This window comes from Pseudomonas sp. CFII68, from assembly GCF_000416195.1.
GTDB lineage: Bacteria > Pseudomonadota > Gammaproteobacteria > Pseudomonadales > Pseudomonadaceae > Aquipseudomonas > Aquipseudomonas kilonensis.
The window spans coordinates 16,644-34,744 of sequence record NZ_ATLN01000056.1 but is presented as its reverse complement, the minus strand read 5'-3'; the positions used below and the strand labels follow the sequence as shown (position 1 = coordinate 34,744).

Genomic DNA, 18,101 nt, shown 5'->3' with positions numbered 1-18,101 from the left:
GCCCCCGGCGCGGGCCTGGAGCCCAATGCCAGGTCCCGCTCGTGCTCCAGCAGCCAGGCATGCTTGGCCGCGGCCTCCTCCGCCGGCAACGCGGCCAGGTGGGTCAGGATGTCGTCTTCGGCCGGAATCGCCAGGGCCACGCGGATCGCCGCGAAGTCATGCACGGCGATCGTCAGCGTGCCATCCATGTCGAACACCCAGTGACGAACCTCGGCCAGGCTCATGCCCAGTCCTTGCGATGGCGAATCAGACCTTCCTGGGTGACAGACGCCACCAGTTGCCCGGCGCGGTTGAACACGCTGCCACGAGAGAACCCACGGGAATTGCCGGCCCACGGGCTGTCCATGGCGTAGAGCAACCAGTCATCGGCGCGCAGGTCGGCATGGAACCACAAGGCGTGGTCGAGGCTGGCGACCTGCATGTCTTTGTGCCACACCGATTTACCGTGGGGCAGCAGCGAAGTGGTCAGCAGGCCGAAGTCCGACGCGTAGGCCAGCAGGTATTTGTGCAAGGCCGGCGAATCCGCCAGGGCGCCATCGGCGCGGAACCACACGTATTTGACCGGGTCGGCCGGTTGCGGGTTGTAAGGGTCTTTTTCGGTGACCGGGCGTACTTCGATCGGCTTGGGGCACAGCAGTTTTTCGCGCATGTGCTCGGGCAGCAGGTGCGCACGCTGCTGGGTCAGTTCCAGCTCGGACGGCAGGTTCTCCGGCCCGACGACTTGCGGCATGCTGCTCTGGTGCTCAAAGCCCTCTTCGTCGTACTGGAACGAGGCACTGCAGGTAAAAATCGGGTTGCCCTTCTGGATCGCCGTCACCCGGCGGGTGCTGAAGCTGCCACCGTCGCGCACGCGGTCCACCTGGTAGACCACCGGCAGCGCAGCGTCGCCTGGACGCAGGAAATAACCGTGCATCGAATGCACATGGCGCGCCGCTTCCACGGTCTGGCTGGCCGCCGACAACGACTGGCCCAGTACCTGGCCGCCGAACAACTGGCGAAACCCCAGGTCCTGGCTACGTCCGCGAAACAGGTTCTCTTCGATCGGTTCCAGGGTCAGCAGGTCGACCAGATCTTCCAACACGTGGCTCATTCAGACATTCCTCACACAGCGCAAAAACCGCGCAGTCTATGATCGATAGTGGCCCGGGCCATTTTGGCGGGCATTGTAAACGTCCGTGTCGGCTAACCGTGCAGGGTCTGCAACCACTGTTCACGATTGATGCGATAGAGCACATGGTGACGCAACGGATGACCGACGGCGAGTGTCGGGTGTTCGAAGTCGTCAGCCGGGTCGTGCTGCATGCCAATGGCCTGCATGACCTTTTGCGATGGCAGGTTGTCGACGGCGGTGAACGCCACCACTTCGTCCAGCGTCAACTGGTCGAAGGCACAACGCAGGGCGGTCCACGCCGCTTCGCTGGCATACCCCAGGCCCCAGTGCTCCCGGGCCAGGCGCCAACCGATCTCGATAGCCGGTGTGAAAGGCGCATCGAACCCGACCACTCCCAGCCCAGTGAAGCCAATGAAGGCGCCAGTGTCCTTGCGTTCCAGGGCCCACAAACCAAAACCATGCTCGGCGAAATGTCCCCGCACGCGACCGATCAGGGCAGCGCTTTCCAGGCGGCTCAAGCGCGCCGGGAAATAACGCATCACCTGCGGGTCGGCGCACATGGCGGCAAATTCCGGCAAGTCATCATCGCGCCACTGCCGTAACAGCAGCCGCGCGCTTTCCAGTTCCAGTATCGGCTCCATCTTCACTCTCCTCCATGCCCCCTGAGTCTACATCGCAGGCAAGATCCGTCACTCAATCAGCGCTGAAAACCTGGCCCACGACCGCGCTCATATCGAACGCTACATGGGCGCTGGGTTGGCTCGCGAAGACCAACGGCGACTTGGCCTGCCCAGTGCCACGCGGCCGCCCCAGGAAATCACCCATCGATACCCGGAACTATAAGGTTGGTGTGAGGGCCTGAGCGGAAAAAACGATAGGTGTGGCTTTGCTTGCGAAGCGCTCGCCTGGCGCTATCGGTTCATGCAGCGTTCGTAGGCTGCCAGAACAGTGCGCTCCGATTGCACCAGATAGGCTTCGAGCATCTGGGTGGCTTCCTCGGGTCGCCTTTCTTCGATACAGCGCAGGATTGAAACGTTCATGTCGACATAGGGCATATGCAGGAATTCGGGATCATTGAGCAGGCCGAAGGCCAACCGCAGCTCGGCCGATATCTGCCCGTAGAACACCACCAGGCGCGGGCTGTCGGCGAGTTCGACGATCGCCTTGTGGAACATCATGTTCGCGGTGCCGACTGCGATCCAATCCTTGGCCTCACGCGCTCGCATGCCCGCTTCCACGGCTTCGCGCATATGCAGTGTTCCCGGGTGCAGCGGATAACCCTGCGCGATGGCCTTGCATTCGATAAAACGGCGCACACGATAGATGTCAATGATCGAGGCCATATCCGGCTCCGCCACGGTCACCCCGCGATTGGGTTCATGCTTGAGCAACCCCTCCCGCGTCAGGACCCTGAACGCTTCCCTCAAGGTGTTGCGTGAAATCTGCAGGTTGTCGGCCAGGGCCGCTTCGGACAGCCGCTGGCCCGGAACCAGCTCACCTTCGACCAGCATTCTGCGGATCTCCTGGGTAATGGATTCTCCCAGCGAGCGAGGAAGGGAAGGTGAAACGTCGTTCATGTGCAATCCAGAATATGAGGAAGTCACTTTGATGTTCCATGAGAGCCCAGCCCATGGCAAGGAGCAAGGGTGTTGCCTGCATCATTAAGTAACACCCACGAGTGACAAGGTTACAATTTGGTGCAAATTGTAGCCTCACAGCAAATTGATTGTTGAACAATCAAGACGCTATAGATCAACACTTCTAGGCGGATGTTTGAGTCCTGGCACGCTCGTTGCTCAATAAAAAATATCTCCCACCGTAGGAATTGATGCCGTGACACAGACAGCCGTGACACAGACCGCTCAAGATTTTACAAAGACGCGACGCGCTTCCCTGATCGCCGCAATTTTCATGATGGCGACGTCCGCCATCGGCCCTGGCTTCATCACCCAGACCGCCACGTTCACGGCCAAGATGGGTGCGGCATTTGCGTTCGGTATCCTGGCCTCGATTCTGATCGACTTCGTGGTTCAACTTAACGTCTGGCGTATCGTCACCCTGACTCGAATGCGTGCCGCAGACGTGGCCAACAAAGCGATTCCAGGCAGTGGCTACCTGCTGGCGGTTCTGGTGATCTTCGGCGGGCTGGTGTTCAACGTCGGCAACATCGCCGGTGCCGGGCTGGGCCTGAACGCGCTGATGGGGCTTGATGCAAAATGGGGCGGCGGTCTCAGCGCCCTGCTGGCCATCGGCATCTTCCTCTCCCACCGCGCCGGATTGGCCGTCGACCGGCTGATCGTCGTGCTGGGCCTGGTGATGATTGCCCTGACGCTGTTCGTGGCCTTTGCCTCTAACCCGCCACTGGGTGAAGCCCTCTACCAGACCGTACTTCCGGACCAGATCAATTTCGCCACCATTACTACCATCGTCGGCGGCACGGTCGGTGGTTACATCACCTATGCGGGGGCCCACAAACTGCTGGACCGCGGTACTACCGGGGTAGAAAATCTCCAGGCAGTGACCAAGGCAGCCCTGGGCGGCATCATGGTCACCGGCCTCATGCGCTACATCCTGTTTCTCGCCATCCTCGGCGTTGTTGCCAGCGGCGTAGTCATCGACACCTCGGGCCAGGGCGCCAATCCGGCCGCACAAGCCTTCCAGGCGGCAGCCGGGCAGTTCGGCCTGCGCGTCTTCGGTCTCATCCTCTGGGCCGCCAGTATCACCAGCGTGATCGGCGCCGCTTACACCTCCATTTCCTTTATCACCGTGTTCAAGCCGGACATCACTGAGCAGGGTCGCAACCGCGCCACCACCGTATTCATCACCCTATCGCTGCTGATCTTTGTCCTGATGGGGACTGCTCCTGCCGCACTGCTGCTCTTCGCGGGCGGTTTCAACGGCCTGATACTGCCAATCGGCTTGAGCATCTTTATCTACGTCGGCTGGCGCCGGTCCGACCTCATGGGCGGTTACCATTACCCACGCTGGCTGCTGGTACTGGGCGTCCTGACCTGCCTGCTGACCTGGTACATGGCAATCAAATCCATTGGGCCGATCTTCGCCTTCCTCAACGTCGCCTGAGCCCGATAACGAACAAGGAGCCACGTGAATGCCAACGATAGATATCAACAGCGACCTGGGTGAAAGCTTTGGCGCCTGGCACATGGGCGACGATGCCGCGATGCTCGATGTCGTGACCAGCGCCAATGTCGCCTGCGGTTTTCACGCCGGAGACCCTGCCGGCATCCTGCGAACACTGAAAGCGGCGGCGGCAAAAAATGTCACCATTGGTGCCCATGTCGCTTACCCGGACAAAGTGGGCTTTGGCCGACGAAACATGGACGTGGCCAGCGATGAGCTGACTGCCGACGTGATCTACCAGATCGGCGCGCTGCAAGGCCTGGCCAAGGCCGCCGGCACCTGCGTGCGCTATGTGAAGCCCCATGGCGCCTTGTACAATACCATTGCTCACGATCGCCGCCAGGCGCTGGCCGTGATCGAAGCCATCCGCACGATCGACTCCAACCTCATATTGGTTGCCCTGGCAGGCTCAAGCCTGATTGAACTGGCCCGCAACGAGGGGTTGCAGTGTATCGCCGAAGCCTTCGCTGACCGTGCCTATACGCCACAGGGCACCCTCGTCTCTCGCCGCGAACCAGGCGCCGTGCTGCACGATCCCAAGCTCGTCGCCCAACGTATGCTGCGCCTCGTTGAAGACGGTGCCATCGAAGCGATCGATGGCAGCCTGACCAGAATCCAGGCCGACTCGATCTGTGTCCATGGCGACAGCCCGGCAGCGGTGGAAATGGCCCGCGAGCTGCGCCGCGTACTGGAACAGGCCAACATGTCCTTGCTGCCCTTTGCCGGAGGACGCCCATGAACGCTCTTGATCTCGCCCGCCAGGCGGCCATCGCCGCTGCCCGCCAAGCACGCACCGCCTACCGTGGCGGCCTGGTCACCCCCACGGCGGGTATCGCGCCGGGCATGACCCAGGCCAACCTGATCGCCTTGCCGCGCGCCTGGGCATACGATTTTCTACTGTATGCCCAGCGCAATCCTAAAGCCTGCCCGATCCTTGACGTCAGCGACGCCGGCAGCCCAGGTACGCTGCTGGCTGAAGGGGCCGACCTGCGCACCGATATCCCCCTGTACCGCATCTGGCGTGATGGGAAACTGGTGGAGGAAGTCAGCGACGCCACTCAGGCCTGGGCCGAACACGACGACATGGTGGCCTTCTTGATCGGCTGCAGCTTTACCTTTGAAACGGCCCTGCAAGAGGCCGGCATCGAAGTGCGGCATATCACTGATGGTTGCAACGTACCGATGTACCGGACCAACCGTGCCTGCCGTCCGGCGGGACGTCTACAGGGTGAAATGGTGGTATCGATGCGACCGATTCCAGCCGATCGCGTGGCCGAGGCGAGCGGTATCTCCGGGCGCTATCCCTCAGTCCATGGCGCCCCGGTGCACATCGGCGAACCGGCGCTGCTCGGGATCCAGGACCTGAGTCGACCCGACTTCGGCGACGCCGTACGCATCGAACCCGGTGAGATCCCGGTGTTCTGGGCCTGCGGTGTAACGCCCCAGGCCGCGGTCGTGGCCTCGGGCGTGCCCTTTGCCATTACCCATGCGCCCGGCCATATGTTCATCACCGATGTGCCTGACAGCACCTATCACGTCTAGGAGTTTCCTGTGCGTTTTCTACCCGTCAACCTGGACGCCCTGCTCGTCGAATTGAAAGACCTGGACGAGACCCTGGCGTTGTTCGACGCCCTGATGGCCGAACCTATTGCTGGCGTGGAGGAGATCATTCCTGCCGCACGAACGCTGCTGATCCAATTTCGCCCCAGCGCCATTGCCCAGCAGGCGCTCGTCAATCGTATCGCTGGCCAGGACCTGAGCCAGCGCCGCGAGATCGAGCATCGCCGGGTGGAAATTCCCGTCCATTACAATGGTGAAGACCTTGACGAGGTCGCCACGCTGCTAGGGATCAGCCGTGCCGAAGTGGTCCAACGCCACACCGCCCATGACTACAGCGTGGCCTTCTGCGGATTCGCGCCGGGCTTCGCCTACCTCACTGGCGGTGCCGGTTTCCAGGTGCCTCGCCGACAAACTCCACGCACCCGCATACCCGCAGGTGCGGTTGCCCTGGCGGGGGAATTCAGCGGTGTTTATCCACAAGCCAGCCCCGGTGGGTGGCAGATCATCGGCGTCACGCCTTTGCAGATGTGGGACCTGAACCGCGCTGAATCGGCCTTGCTGCGTCCAGGCTATAAAGTACGGTTCACCGATGCCGGCCCGCTCCCGGCGGGTGGCCTGCCCGCCCCCACGGTACCGGCAAGCGCCACCGCGCCCAGCGGCACCTATCTGGAAATCATCACCCCCGGTTTGCACAGCGTACTGCAGGATATGGGCCGTCCCGGCCAGACCGGCCAAGGCGTATCCTGTTCCGGCGCGCTGGACCAGGGCGCGCTGCGGGCAGCCAACCGCGCGGTCGGCAATCGCTCGGACATGGCCTGTGTGGAATCGGTACTCGGCGGCCTGAGCTTCGTTTGCCATGGCCGTGCCGTGATCGCTGTCACCGGTGCGAAAACCCCGGTCACAATCACCAACGCCAGTGGTCTGCAATGGCAGGCAAGTCACTACCAGCCCATCGAGCTGGACGTGGGTGACCGCGTCAGCCTGGGTTCCCCCCTCGCGGGGCTGCGCAGCTACCTGGCGATTCGCGGCGGCTTTGACATCGCTCCGGTGCTAGGCAGCCTGTCCACAGACACCCTGGCCCAGGTCGGCCCCCCGGCGCTCGCCGTCGGCGACCTATTGGGTTTTACGACACTGACCACGGGAACCAGCGTATCGCTGAACGAAGCCCCGGCCTTTGAATTGCCTACTACTGCCAACATCATCACCCTTGACGTGGTCATGGGACCGCGTACCGACTGGTTTACCGAAGACGCTATCCAGCGTCTGAGCAGCCAGCTCTGGCGCGTCACCCCACAGTCCAACCGCGTCGGTATTCGTCTGGCCGGTGAAATGCCGCTTGCGCGCAGCAACCACCATGAGTTGCCCAGCGAAGGCACCTGCGTCGGCGCCATTCAGGTTCCGGCCAGCGGCCAACCGGTTCTGTTTCTCGCCGATCACCCGTTGACCGGTGGCTATCCGGTGATCGGCGCAGTTGCCCACTACCATCTCGACCTGGCTGGCCAGATCCCTATCAATGCGCAGATTCGCTTCAACCCTGTGGACGGCTTCAAAGAGATTCAACCCGTTACGCAAGCCTCTTCAACTGCCGATGTGAAAAAACTTCCATGAAAAAATTACTGATTGCCAACCGTGGTGAAATTGCCGTCCGCATCGCCCGCGCCTGCCGCGACTACGGCGTGCAGTCTGTTGCGGTCTATGCCGACGCGGACATCGACGCCCTGCACGTGCGCCAGGCCGACGAAGCCTACTCACTCAATGGCCAGCGCCCGGCCGAGACCTACCTGGATATCGGCAAACTGATCGCCGTCGCCAAACGCAGCGGCGCCGATGCCGTGCACCCCGGCTATGGTTTTCTGTCTGAACGGGCCGACTTCGCCCGGGCGGTGATCGACGCAGGGTTGATCTGGATCGGTCCCAACCCGCAGACCATCGACGTGCTCGGCGACAAAGTCGAGGCGCGAAAAATTGCCCAACTGGTCGGGGCGCCTCTGGTAGCCGGTACGCCTGGCCCGGTCGAAAGCGCCGCCGAAGTATTGGCCTTTGCCGAACAGCACGGCCTGCCAATTGCCATCAAGGCTGCCTTTGGCGGCGGTGGACGCGGCATGAAAGTCGCCTGGCGCATGGATGAAGTGGCTGAATTGTTCGCCTCCGCCGTGCGCGAAGCGCAAGCGGCCTTTGGTCGTGGCGAATGCTACGTCGAACAGTTCCTCGACCGTCCTCGGCACATCGAAGCGCAGATCCTCGCCGACAAACACGGCAAGGTCGTCGTCGTCGGCACGCGTGACTGCTCCTTGCAGCGGCGCAATCAGAAGCTGGTGGAGGAAGCGCCAGCGCCCTTTATCAGCGACGAACAGCGCCAGCGGATTCATCAATCCGCTCAGGATATCTGCGCCAAAGCCGGCTACGTCGGTGCCGGCACGGTGGAGTTCCTGCTCAGCCAGGATGGCACCCTGTCGTTCCTCGAGGTCAATACCCGCTTGCAGGTCGAGCACCCGGTGACCGAAGAGACCACTGGGGTGGATCTGGTGATCGAACAACTGCGGATCGCCGACGGTTTGCCATTGTCCTTCAGTGAGACGCCGCCCCCGCGTGGCCACAGCTTCGAATTTCGCATTAACGCGGAAGACCCAGGCAAGGGCTTCCTGCCCACCCCCGGTCAGATCACCGATTTCCTGCCGCCATCTGGCCCGGGCGTTCGCCTGGACAGCGGCGTGATAAGCGGCTCGCGAGTGCCCAGCACCTTCGACTCGATGATGGCCAAACTGATCGTCACCGGTGCCACCCGCGAACAGGCCATCGTCCGCGCCCGGCGCGCCTTGGCTGAATTCAACATTGAAGGCATTGCCTCGGTGCTGCCGTTCCACCGGGCCGTGATGGACCATGACGACTTCACCGGTGCCGATAAATTCGCCGTGCACACGCGCTGGATCGAGACCGATTTCGCCGAACAGATCACGCTCGCCCCACGTACCGCCGTATCCGCCGACCCTGGCATCCTGCGCACGTTTGTCGAGATCGACGGCAAGCGCCATGAACTGGGCCTTCCGGCTGCGCTGCTGCGAGGCGTCAGCTTGAACGCTGCGGGTAGCGCCAGCGAAAGCGCGGCCCCATCCGAGGCCACTGATCCGCAGGCGGTACTGACGCCCGTGGCGGGTAATCTGCATACCTGGGTCGTCAAAGACGGCGAGTCGGTGAGCGCCGGGCAAGTGATCGCGGTGGTAGAAGCCATGAAAATGGAAACCTCGGTCCTCGCACCGTGTGAAGGCCAGGTGCAGATCGCCAAACAGGCAGGCGACTACTTTGAAGCCGGCTCCGTCATTGGCCGCATCCAAACAGCTCACTGATTTAAAACTTTTCTTTTCGCAGTCAGTACGCGCAACGGGGTAATACCCCGGTTGCCGCGTGCTGCCCGCAGAAAACTGTAGATGTAACTTTGCAATCAAAATAACGATAAAACCCAACAAATAAATCTGCCGTTATCTGGAGCATAAAGAGCATGTCAATCAATAAGGCGTTCGCTATTGCGGGTACTTGCGCGTTGATTTTCCCATTCACGGCATCTGCAGATTTTATTGCCGACAGTAAGGCCAGTATTGAACTGCGTAACTTCTACTTCAATCGTGACTTTCGCAACGGCCCTCCGACGGCCCAGCGGGACGCGGCAAAAGAATGGGCCCAGGGCGCCATGTTGCGGTTCGAGTCAGGTTATACCGCCGGCACCGTGGGCCTGGGCATCGACGCCGTTGGCATGCTCGGCCTCAAGCTTGACGGCGGTGATGGTTCCGGTGGCACCGGCCTGTTGCCGGCTGATCTCAGTTCGAAAAACAGCCGCGGCTCACAGGACGAATATTCCAAACTTGAGCTGACGGCCAAGGCGAAGGTGTCGGAAACGGTTCTAAAGGCTGGCTCACTCGCCTTCCGTACACCCGTGGTATCGAGCAATGACACACGCCTGCTGCCCTCCACGTTCGAAGGCGCGCTACTGACCTCCAAAGACATTGATCAGTTGGTCCTGCAAGGGGGCAAGCTGGCGCAAATCAAGTTCAACAGTTCCTCGGACTATCAGGACTTCACGGGGAACCGCATCGGCGGTGTCAGTGATGACTTCCGCTTTGCCGGTGGTACCTACAGTTTCAACAAAGCCCTTAGCACAAGTCTGTTCTACGGCAATCTGGAAAATGTCTACCGGCAGTTCTTTGGCGGCGTCGTCTATGAAATTCCCCTTGCCGCGCAGCAGTCGCTGAAGTTCGATCTACGTTATTCGAAAAGTACCGATGACGGTAACTTCCGCCCGCTCGATAACCGGGCAGCGAACGGACTGGTTGCCTACACCCTGGGCGCCAACGTGTTCACGGCCGCCTATCAACACATGAGCGGTGACGACCCCTTCCCGTACATTGCCAATAGCGACCCGTACCTGGTCAACTTTGTCCAGATCAATGACTTTGCCAACACTCAGGAACGCTCCTGGCAGCTGCGTTATGACTACAACTTCGCGGCAATGGGCATTCCCGGGCTGACGTTCATGAGTCGCTACGTCCAGGGTGACAACGCGTTGGTCGGGGGCAGTAACACGGGCAAAGAGTGGGAGCGCGATACGGATATCGGTTACGTGATCCAAAGCGGTTCGTTAAAAAACCTCGGGGTCAAACTCAGAAACGCTACGGTTCGTTCGAACTTCGGCAATGACCTGGACGAAACCCGTCTGATCGTGAGTTACACATTAGCACTTTGGTAATCCGCTGACGGCGACCTTTGTCCCTGCGCAACCGATCCTTATTCAGAGAAAGTGCAATGAAAAGTCTCAGGTTTAACCAGAAGATACTACTGATTGCTTCGTTGCTTATCATGACGGTGTTTTGCACATTCACCGTATTGAATGATGTTCGGTTGCGTGACGACAACGTAAAAAAAATCGAGGAACACACCCGCGCCCTCTCGGCAGCGATGGCACATGATATCCAGAGCTGGCTGGACGGACGAATGATTCTGCTAAGGGGATTTGCCGAACTCATCGGCGACGATCCCTCGCCGCAAAACATACTCGACAAATTGCAAAGCCAAGTGCTCATGAGCCAATTTATCGCAGGTTATGCGGGTACCCGTGACGGTGGGTTCCAGATCCATCCCCCGCGGCAGATGCCAGCCGATTACGACAGCAGGCAACGGCAATGGTACATAGACGCCGCAGACCATGGCGTGGCGATGACCGAACCCTACGTAGGGGCCGGGATCGACTACCCGATTATCACCCAGGCGGTCGCCATCCACGCCGGGCAGCAAACGCTCGGCGTCCTGGGCGCCAGTCTGAACATCGAGACGATTTCCCAGACGCTCAACGCGCAAGCCTTCGAGGGCAACGGATACGCCTTTGTGGTGAGCAAGGAAGGTAAAATACTGGTTCACCCCGACAAGGCGCTGATCGGCAAGACACTGTCCGATCTGTTTCCGGGCAACACCCCGACGCTCAATGATCGATTGGTGGAAGCCACTACGGTCGATGGCGTGAAATTCACCCTGTTCTCTGCGATCAAGGGTTTGCCGATGAAAGACTGGTACATCGGCATCGTCCTGGACAAACAGGCAGCCATGGCCAGTCTTGCTGCGTTCCGCAGTTCGGCGATCATCACGACAATCGTTGCCGGCATGGCCACCCTGCTGCTGCTCGGACTGCTTATTCGCGTGTTGATGAAACCCCTGCGCCTTATCAGTCACGCGATGGAAGATATCGCCCAGGGCGACGGTGACCTGACCCGACGCTTGTCGATCCTGTCCAAGGATGAATTCGGCCAATTGGCCGTGAGTTTCAATCGCTTCGGCGACCGGATCCATGCCTCCATCACCGAAGTCTCATCGACGACGAACTCCCTGAAAGAGGCCACCCGCAAGGTCCTGACGGCCTCCAACTCCTCGGTTGGGAAGTCGGAACACCAATCCGGCTTTACCAGCAACGTGGCGGCGGCCATTGAGGAGCTTGGGGCGTCGGCGCAAGAAATCGCCTCGAGTGCCTCGGCGGCGTCCAGAGGCGCCTCGAGCGCCAGGGCGCAGATCGATTCGAGCTGCAGGCTCGTCGAGAACACGGTCAATGCCATGAGTTGCCTGCAAGCAAACATCGAAGAAACCCGCGCACAGATCGAAGAACTCAACGCCAAAAGCGCCAATATCGGCAAGGTGCTGGAGGTCATCTCGACGATCTCCGGAAAAACCAACCTGCTGGCCTTGAACGCGGCCATCGAGGCAGCCCGGGCCGGAGCGGCCGGGCGCGGGTTTGCCGTGGTGGCGGACGAAGTCAGAAGCCTTGCCCACCACACCCAGACAGCGACCGAAGAAATCCGCGCGGTGATCGAGGCGCTGCAGGAGGGGGCTACCCAGGCGGCCAAGACCATGCTGCGCAGCCATGAAATCGGCAGCCAAAGTGTACGGGTGGCGACCGAGGCCGGGGACAGCCTGCTGACCGTGGTGTCACGCATCATCGAGATCGATGAGATGTGCCTGACGGTCGCCGCGGCAACCGAGGAGCAAACCAGTGCTGTTGACCAGCTTACTCGGGATGTTCATGAGATCAGTCAGTTGAATCGCCATGCCACCGACAACTTGTGCTCGACCCTCAAGGCGTGTGGGGAACTGGATTTTGAAGTCGGACGCCTCAGGAGTGTGGTCGACACTTTCAAGTTGTAGACACACACGCCATGCCCCTCGGCCAGTGGACCGAGCTGATAGAATGCCCGCCCTGATCCGCCAGACATCGCTCGCCATGACTCAAGCTTCCAAGCCTTCCACTCCAAACGTCGCCATCATCGGCGGCGGCCCCGCCGGCCTGATGGCGGCCGAGGTGTTGAGCCAGGCGGGCCTTCAGGTCGACCTGTACGACGGCATGCCATCGGTGGGCCGCAAATTCCTGCTGGCCGGCGTGGGCGGCATGAACATCACCCACTCCGAAGCCTTCCCGGCCTTCCTGTCCCGCTATGCCGAACGCGCGGCGAATATCGCCCCGCTGCTGCGGGCATTTGGCGCAAACGAACTGTGCGAATGGATTCATGGCCTGGGTATCGACACCTTTGTCGGCAGTTCCGGGCGGATATTTCCTACCGACATGAAAGCCGCCCCGCTGCTGCGCGCCTGGCTCAAGCGCCTGCGCGATGCCGGCGTGGCGATCCACACGCGCCACCGCTGGCTCGGTTGGAACCCTGATGGCAGCGTGCGCATTGCGAGTCCGGAAGGTGAGAAAACGCTACGCCCCGACGCGACCCTGCTGGCGCTGGGCGGCGGCAGTTGGTCGCGCCTGGGCTCCGACGGCGCCTGGATGCTGGCGCTGGAACAACGCGGCGTGCCCCTGGCGCCATTGCAACCGAGCAACTGCGGGTTCGAGGTAGAGGCCTGGAGCGACCTGATGATCAGCAAATTCGCTGGCGCCCCGCTGAAAAATATCGCCATGGGCTTGAACGACGATGTACCGCGCCTCGGCGAATGCGTGATCACCGCCACGGGCCTCGAAGGCAGCCTGGTCTACGCCCTGTCGGCGCCGGTTCGCGAAGCCATCAACCAACACGGCAGCGCGACGATCCATCTGGACCTGCTGCCGGGCCGGCCTGTGGATAAGATCCAGCAAGCCCTGAGCAAGCCACGCGGCTCTCGCTCGATGGCCAAGCACTTGCACAGCCAGCTGGGGATCGACGGCGCCAAGGCGGCGCTGTTGCGCGAGCTCACGCCGGCCGAATGTTTCACTGACCCGGCGCGGCTGGCCCAGGCGATCAAGGCCCTGCCAGTCACCCTGGTGAAGACCCGCCCTTTGGACGAAGCTATCAGCAGCGCTGGTGGCGTGACCTTCGAGGCCCTGGATGAACGCCTGATGCTCAAGCAATTGCCCGGCGTGTTCTGCGCCGGGGAAATGCTCGATTGGGAAGCACCGACCGGCGGCTACCTGCTCACGGCGTGCTTTGCCAGCGGTCGCGCGGCGGGGTTGGGAATTCTGGAATTCTTGAAGCAGTGATCGTTCCTATGCTCTGCGTGGGAACGCCTCTGCGGACGCTCCGCGTTCGGCTTTTGGGACGCAGAGCGTCCCGGGCGGCATTCCCACGCAGAGCGTGGGAACGATCATTAATGCCCTAATATCAGGTTTTTTTCTTACGCGGCCCAGTGTTGAACACCGGCACTTTGCGCACAGGCTTGACCGAAGGTTCCACAGGCGAGGCATCGCCGCTGTCCACCCACTTGCCCAGGTTGCGCTTGCCGCCACCACCGGAGGTTTTCGGTTTCTTCGGTTTTTTCGGTTTCTTGATCACCTGGCCGCTGGCATCGGTGTCCGGTACCCGATGCTCAGGCTCGAAGTCCTGTTCCATCTGGCGAGTCAGTGTCTGGCGCGTCAGCATCTCGATGGCCGACAGCAGGTTCACTTCGTCGGCGCAGACCAGGGAAATCGCTTCCCCGGTCGAACCCGCCCGACCGGTACGGCCGATGCGGTGGATGTAGTCCTCGGCGACGATCGGCAGGTCGAAGTTCACCACCAACGGCAAGTCCTCGATATCCAAGCCACGGGCGGCGACGTCGGTCGCCACCAGGATCTGCACTTCGCTGGCCTTGAAGCGGTCCAGCGCGCGCTGGCGGGTGGCCTGGGGCTTGTCACCGTGGATGCCGTCGGCGTTGATGCCCAGGCCCTGGAGTTTTTCCACCAGCGCATCGACGCCGTTGCGGGTCTTGGCAAAGACCAGCACCTGCTTCCACTTGTTCTTGCGCATCAGGTGCACAAACAATTCCGGCTTGCGCTTCTTGTCCACCGTCACCACCCATTGCTTGACGGTGTTGGCGGCGACGTTGCGCGGGCTCACTTCAATGCTCAGCGGATCGTTGAGCATCTGCCCGGCCAGCAGGCGGATCGCGTCGGAGAAGGTCGCCGAGAACAGCAGGGTCTGGCGCTTCTTCGGCAGGGCCTTGTAGATGTTCGCCAGCTCCTCGGAGAAGCCCAGGTCGAGCATGCGATCGGCTTCGTCCAGCACCAGGGTCTGCAACTGGTTGAACTTCAGCGCGTTCTGGCGGAACAAATCGAGCAGACGCCCCGGCGTGGCGACCAACAGGTCGACGCCTTTGCGCAATTTCATCATCTGCGGGTTGATGCTGACGCCGCCGTACACGGCGTAGGTGCTCAGCGGCAGGTTTTGCGCGTACTGGCGCACGCTTTCATGGACCTGCTCAGCCAGCTCACGGGTCGGCACCAGGATCAGCGCCCGCACCGAGTTGGCCGCGACCTTCGGCCCTTCAGTGGTCAGCAACTGCAACAGCGGCACCGCGAAACCGGCGGTCTTGCCGGTACCGGTCTGGGCGGCGGCCATCAGGTCGCGACCGGCGAGCACCGCCGGCATGGCTTGAGCCTGAACCGGGGTCGGGGTCTGGTAGCCGAGCGTCTCGAGGGCGCGCAGCAAGGGTTCGATCAGGCCAAGGGTGGCGAAAGTCATGGAAGTACCGTAGGAAAAATCAGCGCAAGGTGTGCAATGCGCGGCAGTTTACCCTAAATCAGGCGGCGGCCGGCGCAGGCTTGGGTTTGCGCCACTGCGGCAATCCGATCAACACCACGGCGCTGATGATCACCAGCATCGCCACACTTTCTTCAGCGCCAATGGTTTCACCCGCGAACACGATCCCCAGCAACACTGCCACGGCTGGGTTGACGTAGGCATAACTGGTGGCCGCCGCCGGGCGCACATGCTTGAGCAGGTACATGTAGGCATTGAAGGCAACGATCGAACCGAAGCAGGTCAGGTAAGCCAAGGCAAGCCAACCTTCCAGCGGCGGCATGCTGTCCAGGTGCTCGCCGCTGGCCACGCTGCCGATCAACAGCACCACACCGCCCACCAGCATTTCCACGGCACTGGCCATCGCCCCGGTTGGCAACTGCACATGTTTGCTCAGCACCGAACCGAAGGCCCAGGACGCCGCCGCGAATACCAGCAAGGTCGCCCCCAACGGGCTGGACTGCAGGTTGGAACCGAGGTTGAGCATGGCGATGCCGATCAACCCCAGCACAATCCCCGCCCATTCCAGACGGGTATTACGCGCGCCCCAGAAATATCCACAGAGCAAGGTAAACAAAGGCACTGTCGCCACGGCCAGGGCCGCCACCCCGGACGCCACGCCCGTGTGCTCGGCCACACTGACCGCGCCGTTACCAAAACTGAGCAACAGCACGCCAATGATGGCCCCGGCCTTCCATTGCGCCCACGTCGGGGCCGGGGCCCCACGCCAGCGCAGGAAGCCGTACATCAACGAACCGGCCAGCACAAAACGAATCCCGGCCAACAACAGCGGCGGCCAATGCTCCACACCGATACGAATCACCAGGTAGGTCGAACCCCAGATGACGTACAAGGCAAAAAAAGCAGCGATCAATGGCAGGGGGAAACGGCGTAGGCCAGGCATGTTCAACTCGAAGTCAGGACAATGAGAGGCTTTATTCTAGAAAGGCGATAGACGGAAAATAAGTTACAAAACCTGTTTATCAAAGCCATACACTTTTCAAAACACGGAGATCAGCGCTATAAATCGCGTTTTCGAAAGTCACGCCAACAGGAAGCCAAACCGTGGATAAATACGACCGCATGCTGCTCAGCGCTTTGTTGGACAACGGTCGTGCGTCCTACGCTGAACTGGCCCGCAAAGTGAACCTGTCAGCCCCCGCCGTGGCCGAGCGAGTCAGCAAACTGGAAACCAGCGGTGTCATCACCGGTTATCAAGCCAAAGTCGACATGGCAAAGATCGGTCTGCCGGTGCAGTGCGTCATCGAACTGCGAATGAACCAGCACGGCAACCAGAAGACCTACGACGAACTGTGCAAGATCCCACAACTGACCGAGTGCCACCGGGTCACCGGCGACCCGTGCGTGATCATGCAAGCGGCAGTGGGTTCGATGCCCGAGCTGGAAGAATTGATCAACCGCATCGCCAAGTTCGGCTTCAGCAAGACCTCGATCGTGCTGTCCAGCGCCATTGAAAAGCGCGTGCCGTTGGGGCAGTTGGAAGGCAACGGTAAATAAGGATCAAACACTGAACGACCTGTGTGGGAGCGGGCTTGCTCGCGAATGCGGGGTGTCAGTCGCACATTTACCTAATGACACACCGCATTCGCGAGCAAGCCCGCTCCCACAAGGGTTCTGTGGTGTGTTTAGAACCCGCGATGCCGCTTGAGGTGCTCATTGATCTTCGCCGCCGGCACTTTCTGCAAACTGCACAGCAAATCATGGGACAACTCCCGCAGCCCATGCTTTTGTCGCAGCTCCGAAGCCAGGTGCGCGGTGAGGTTGGCGGCCATTTCGGCGTCGGCCATGGCCCGGTGAGCCTGGCCGGTGTGGGGCAAGCCGGCGAACGTGTTGAGCGTGCCGAGCTTGTGGTTTGGTGCAGCCGGCATCAGGCGCCGGGCCAGCAACAGTGAACAGGCAAAATTCTGCAAGCGAGTACGCTTGATTCGCCCCAGTTCGAAGTCCCAGAACTTCTGGTCGAACGCGGCGTTGTGCGCCAGCAGGGGCGTGATGCCGACGAACTCGTTGACCTCGTTCATCACTTTTTCCGCCGACGGGGCGCTGCGCAGCATGGCGTTGCTGATGCCGGTCAGTTGTTCAATGAAGGCTGGCACCCGTACACCGGCATTCATCAGGCTCTGGTAGCGGTCGACGATCCGGCCTTGCTCGAGCATCACCACCGCGATTTCAGTGGCCCGGCAACTGCTGCTCGGGGTGATCCCGGTGGTTTCAAAGTCGATGACTGCGATGCGTTCCAAACCTTTTGAACTCCGTGAAAATCAATTCTTGAGCAGCAACGCACCTTCGATGGGCACGTAGCGGCTGGCGGCGCGGATCAGCGAGTTGGCGGTCAACCCCGGCACGCCATAGGCCACGGCTTGCACGCCGTGCTTTTGGATAATGCGCTCGAGCAACATGTCGAAATCGCCGTCGCCGGAGGCCAGCACCACCTCATCGACGTGGTCGGCAGCGTCCATGATGTCCAGCGTGATGCCCACGTCCCAGTCGCCCTTGGCCGAGCCGTCGCTGCGCTGGATGTAGGGTTTGAGCTTCACGATGAAGCCCAGGTTGCGCAGGATCTGCTGGAATTGCTGCTGCTTGCTGTCACCGCGATCGATCGCGTAGGCGTAGGCCTCGACGATCTGCCCCTGTTTACTGACATCGGCCCACAGCGCGGCGTAGTTGAAATGGCAACCGTAGGCCTGGCGCACGGTGTAGTAGAGGTTCTGCACATCGGCGAACACTGCAATTTTTTTCACCGCGTTTCCTCTTGGATGCACATG

16 protein-coding genes and 1 pseudogene are annotated in these 18,101 nt (G+C 61.1%); 9 read left to right on the top strand and 8 right to left on the bottom strand.

What is annotated here, in order from left to right:
- The 4 genes and pseudogenes from CFII68_RS17435 to CFII68_RS17450 form a co-directional block, all read right to left on the bottom strand.
- Positions 1-224, bottom strand: a pseudogene (locus tag CFII68_RS17435) (HAD family hydrolase); the annotation flags it as partial.
- Positions 221-1,090, bottom strand: coding sequence for an acyl-CoA thioesterase II (tesB, locus tag CFII68_RS17440; RefSeq protein WP_018604976.1), 870 nt, complete (start codon positions 1,088-1,090; stop codon positions 221-223). The pseudogene CFII68_RS17435 and the gene tesB, both read right to left, overlap by 4 nt.
- Before the next feature lie 92 nt (positions 1,091-1,182).
- On the bottom strand, positions 1,183-1,752 hold the full coding sequence (locus tag CFII68_RS17445) for a GNAT family N-acetyltransferase (RefSeq protein WP_018604974.1): 570 nt from the start codon (positions 1,750-1,752) through the stop codon (positions 1,183-1,185).
- Positions 1,753-2,022: 270 nt separating this feature from the next.
- A complete protein-coding gene (locus CFII68_RS17450) occupies positions 2,023-2,688 on the bottom strand; it encodes a GntR family transcriptional regulator (protein ID WP_074849481.1) in 666 nt (221 codons plus the stop codon).
- Positions 2,689-2,959: 271 nt separating this feature from the next.
- Between CFII68_RS17450 and CFII68_RS17455 the strand changes: the two genes are divergently transcribed.
- The 8 genes from CFII68_RS17455 (at position 2,960) to CFII68_RS17490 (ending at position 13,802) form a co-directional block, all read left to right on the top strand.
- A complete protein-coding gene (locus tag CFII68_RS17455) occupies positions 2,960-4,192 on the top strand; it encodes an NRAMP family divalent metal transporter (protein ID WP_033062573.1) in 1,233 nt (410 codons plus the stop codon).
- A gap of 28 nt (positions 4,193-4,220) precedes the next feature.
- Positions 4,221-4,991: a LamB/YcsF family protein gene (locus CFII68_RS17460; RefSeq protein ID WP_014340334.1), complete on the top strand. Its 771-nt coding sequence runs from the start codon at positions 4,221-4,223 to the stop codon at positions 4,989-4,991.
- Positions 4,988-5,794 (top strand): putative hydro-lyase, encoded by an 807-nt coding sequence (locus CFII68_RS17465; RefSeq protein WP_018604970.1) that lies wholly within the window; start codon positions 4,988-4,990, stop codon positions 5,792-5,794. Before CFII68_RS17460 ends, CFII68_RS17465 begins: the two co-directional genes overlap by 4 nt.
- Before the next feature lie 9 nt (positions 5,795-5,803).
- Entirely contained in the window at positions 5,804-7,420 is a 1,617-nt protein-coding gene (locus tag CFII68_RS17470) for a 5-oxoprolinase/urea amidolyase family protein (RefSeq protein ID WP_018604968.1), read from the top strand.
- Positions 7,417-9,156: a biotin carboxylase N-terminal domain-containing protein gene (locus tag CFII68_RS17475; protein ID WP_018604966.1), complete on the top strand. Its 1,740-nt coding sequence runs from the start codon at positions 7,417-7,419 to the stop codon at positions 9,154-9,156. Before CFII68_RS17470 ends, CFII68_RS17475 begins: the two co-directional genes overlap by 4 nt.
- Positions 9,157-9,308: 152 nt before the next feature.
- A complete protein-coding gene (locus CFII68_RS17480; protein ID WP_018604964.1) occupies positions 9,309-10,550 on the top strand; it encodes an OprD family porin in 1,242 nt (413 codons plus the stop codon).
- Positions 10,551-10,606: 56 nt separating this feature from the next.
- Positions 10,607-12,490 (top strand): methyl-accepting chemotaxis protein, encoded by a 1,884-nt coding sequence (locus tag CFII68_RS17485; RefSeq protein ID WP_018604962.1) that lies wholly within the window; start codon positions 10,607-10,609, stop codon positions 12,488-12,490.
- A gap of 76 nt (positions 12,491-12,566) precedes the next feature.
- Complete coding sequence (locus CFII68_RS17490) at positions 12,567-13,802, top strand: TIGR03862 family flavoprotein (protein ID WP_018604956.1); 1,236 nt, start codon at positions 12,567-12,569, stop codon at positions 13,800-13,802.
- 121 nt (positions 13,803-13,923) lie between these two features.
- Here CFII68_RS17490 and CFII68_RS17495 read toward each other — a convergent pair whose 3' ends face one another.
- Both CFII68_RS17495 and yedA read right to left on the bottom strand, forming a co-directional pair.
- Positions 13,924-15,261 carry a DEAD/DEAH box helicase gene (locus tag CFII68_RS17495; protein WP_018604954.1) on the bottom strand — a complete coding sequence of 446 codons (1,338 nt, stop codon included), beginning with the start codon at positions 15,259-15,261 and terminating at the stop codon, positions 13,924-13,926.
- 58 nt (positions 15,262-15,319) lie between these two features.
- A complete protein-coding gene (gene yedA, locus CFII68_RS17500) occupies positions 15,320-16,222 on the bottom strand; it encodes a drug/metabolite exporter YedA (RefSeq protein WP_018604952.1) in 903 nt (300 codons plus the stop codon).
- Positions 16,223-16,383: 161 nt separating this feature from the next.
- Here yedA and CFII68_RS17505 point away from each other — a divergent pair, with 161 nt between their 5' ends.
- Entirely contained in the window at positions 16,384-16,836 is a 453-nt protein-coding gene (locus tag CFII68_RS17505) for an Lrp/AsnC family transcriptional regulator (protein WP_018604950.1), read from the top strand.
- Between the two features lie 128 nt (positions 16,837-16,964).
- On the opposite strand, the gene CFII68_RS17510 is transcribed toward CFII68_RS17505, so the two are convergent.
- Complete coding sequence (locus CFII68_RS17510) at positions 16,965-17,576, bottom strand: PolC-type DNA polymerase III (protein ID WP_018604948.1); 612 nt, start codon at positions 17,574-17,576, stop codon at positions 16,965-16,967.
- A 21-nt stretch (positions 17,577-17,597) separates the two neighbouring features.
- Entirely contained in the window at positions 17,598-18,077 is a 480-nt protein-coding gene (locus tag CFII68_RS17515) for an NYN domain-containing protein (RefSeq protein ID WP_013694260.1), read from the bottom strand.
- Positions 18,078-18,101 lie beyond the last annotated feature (24 nt).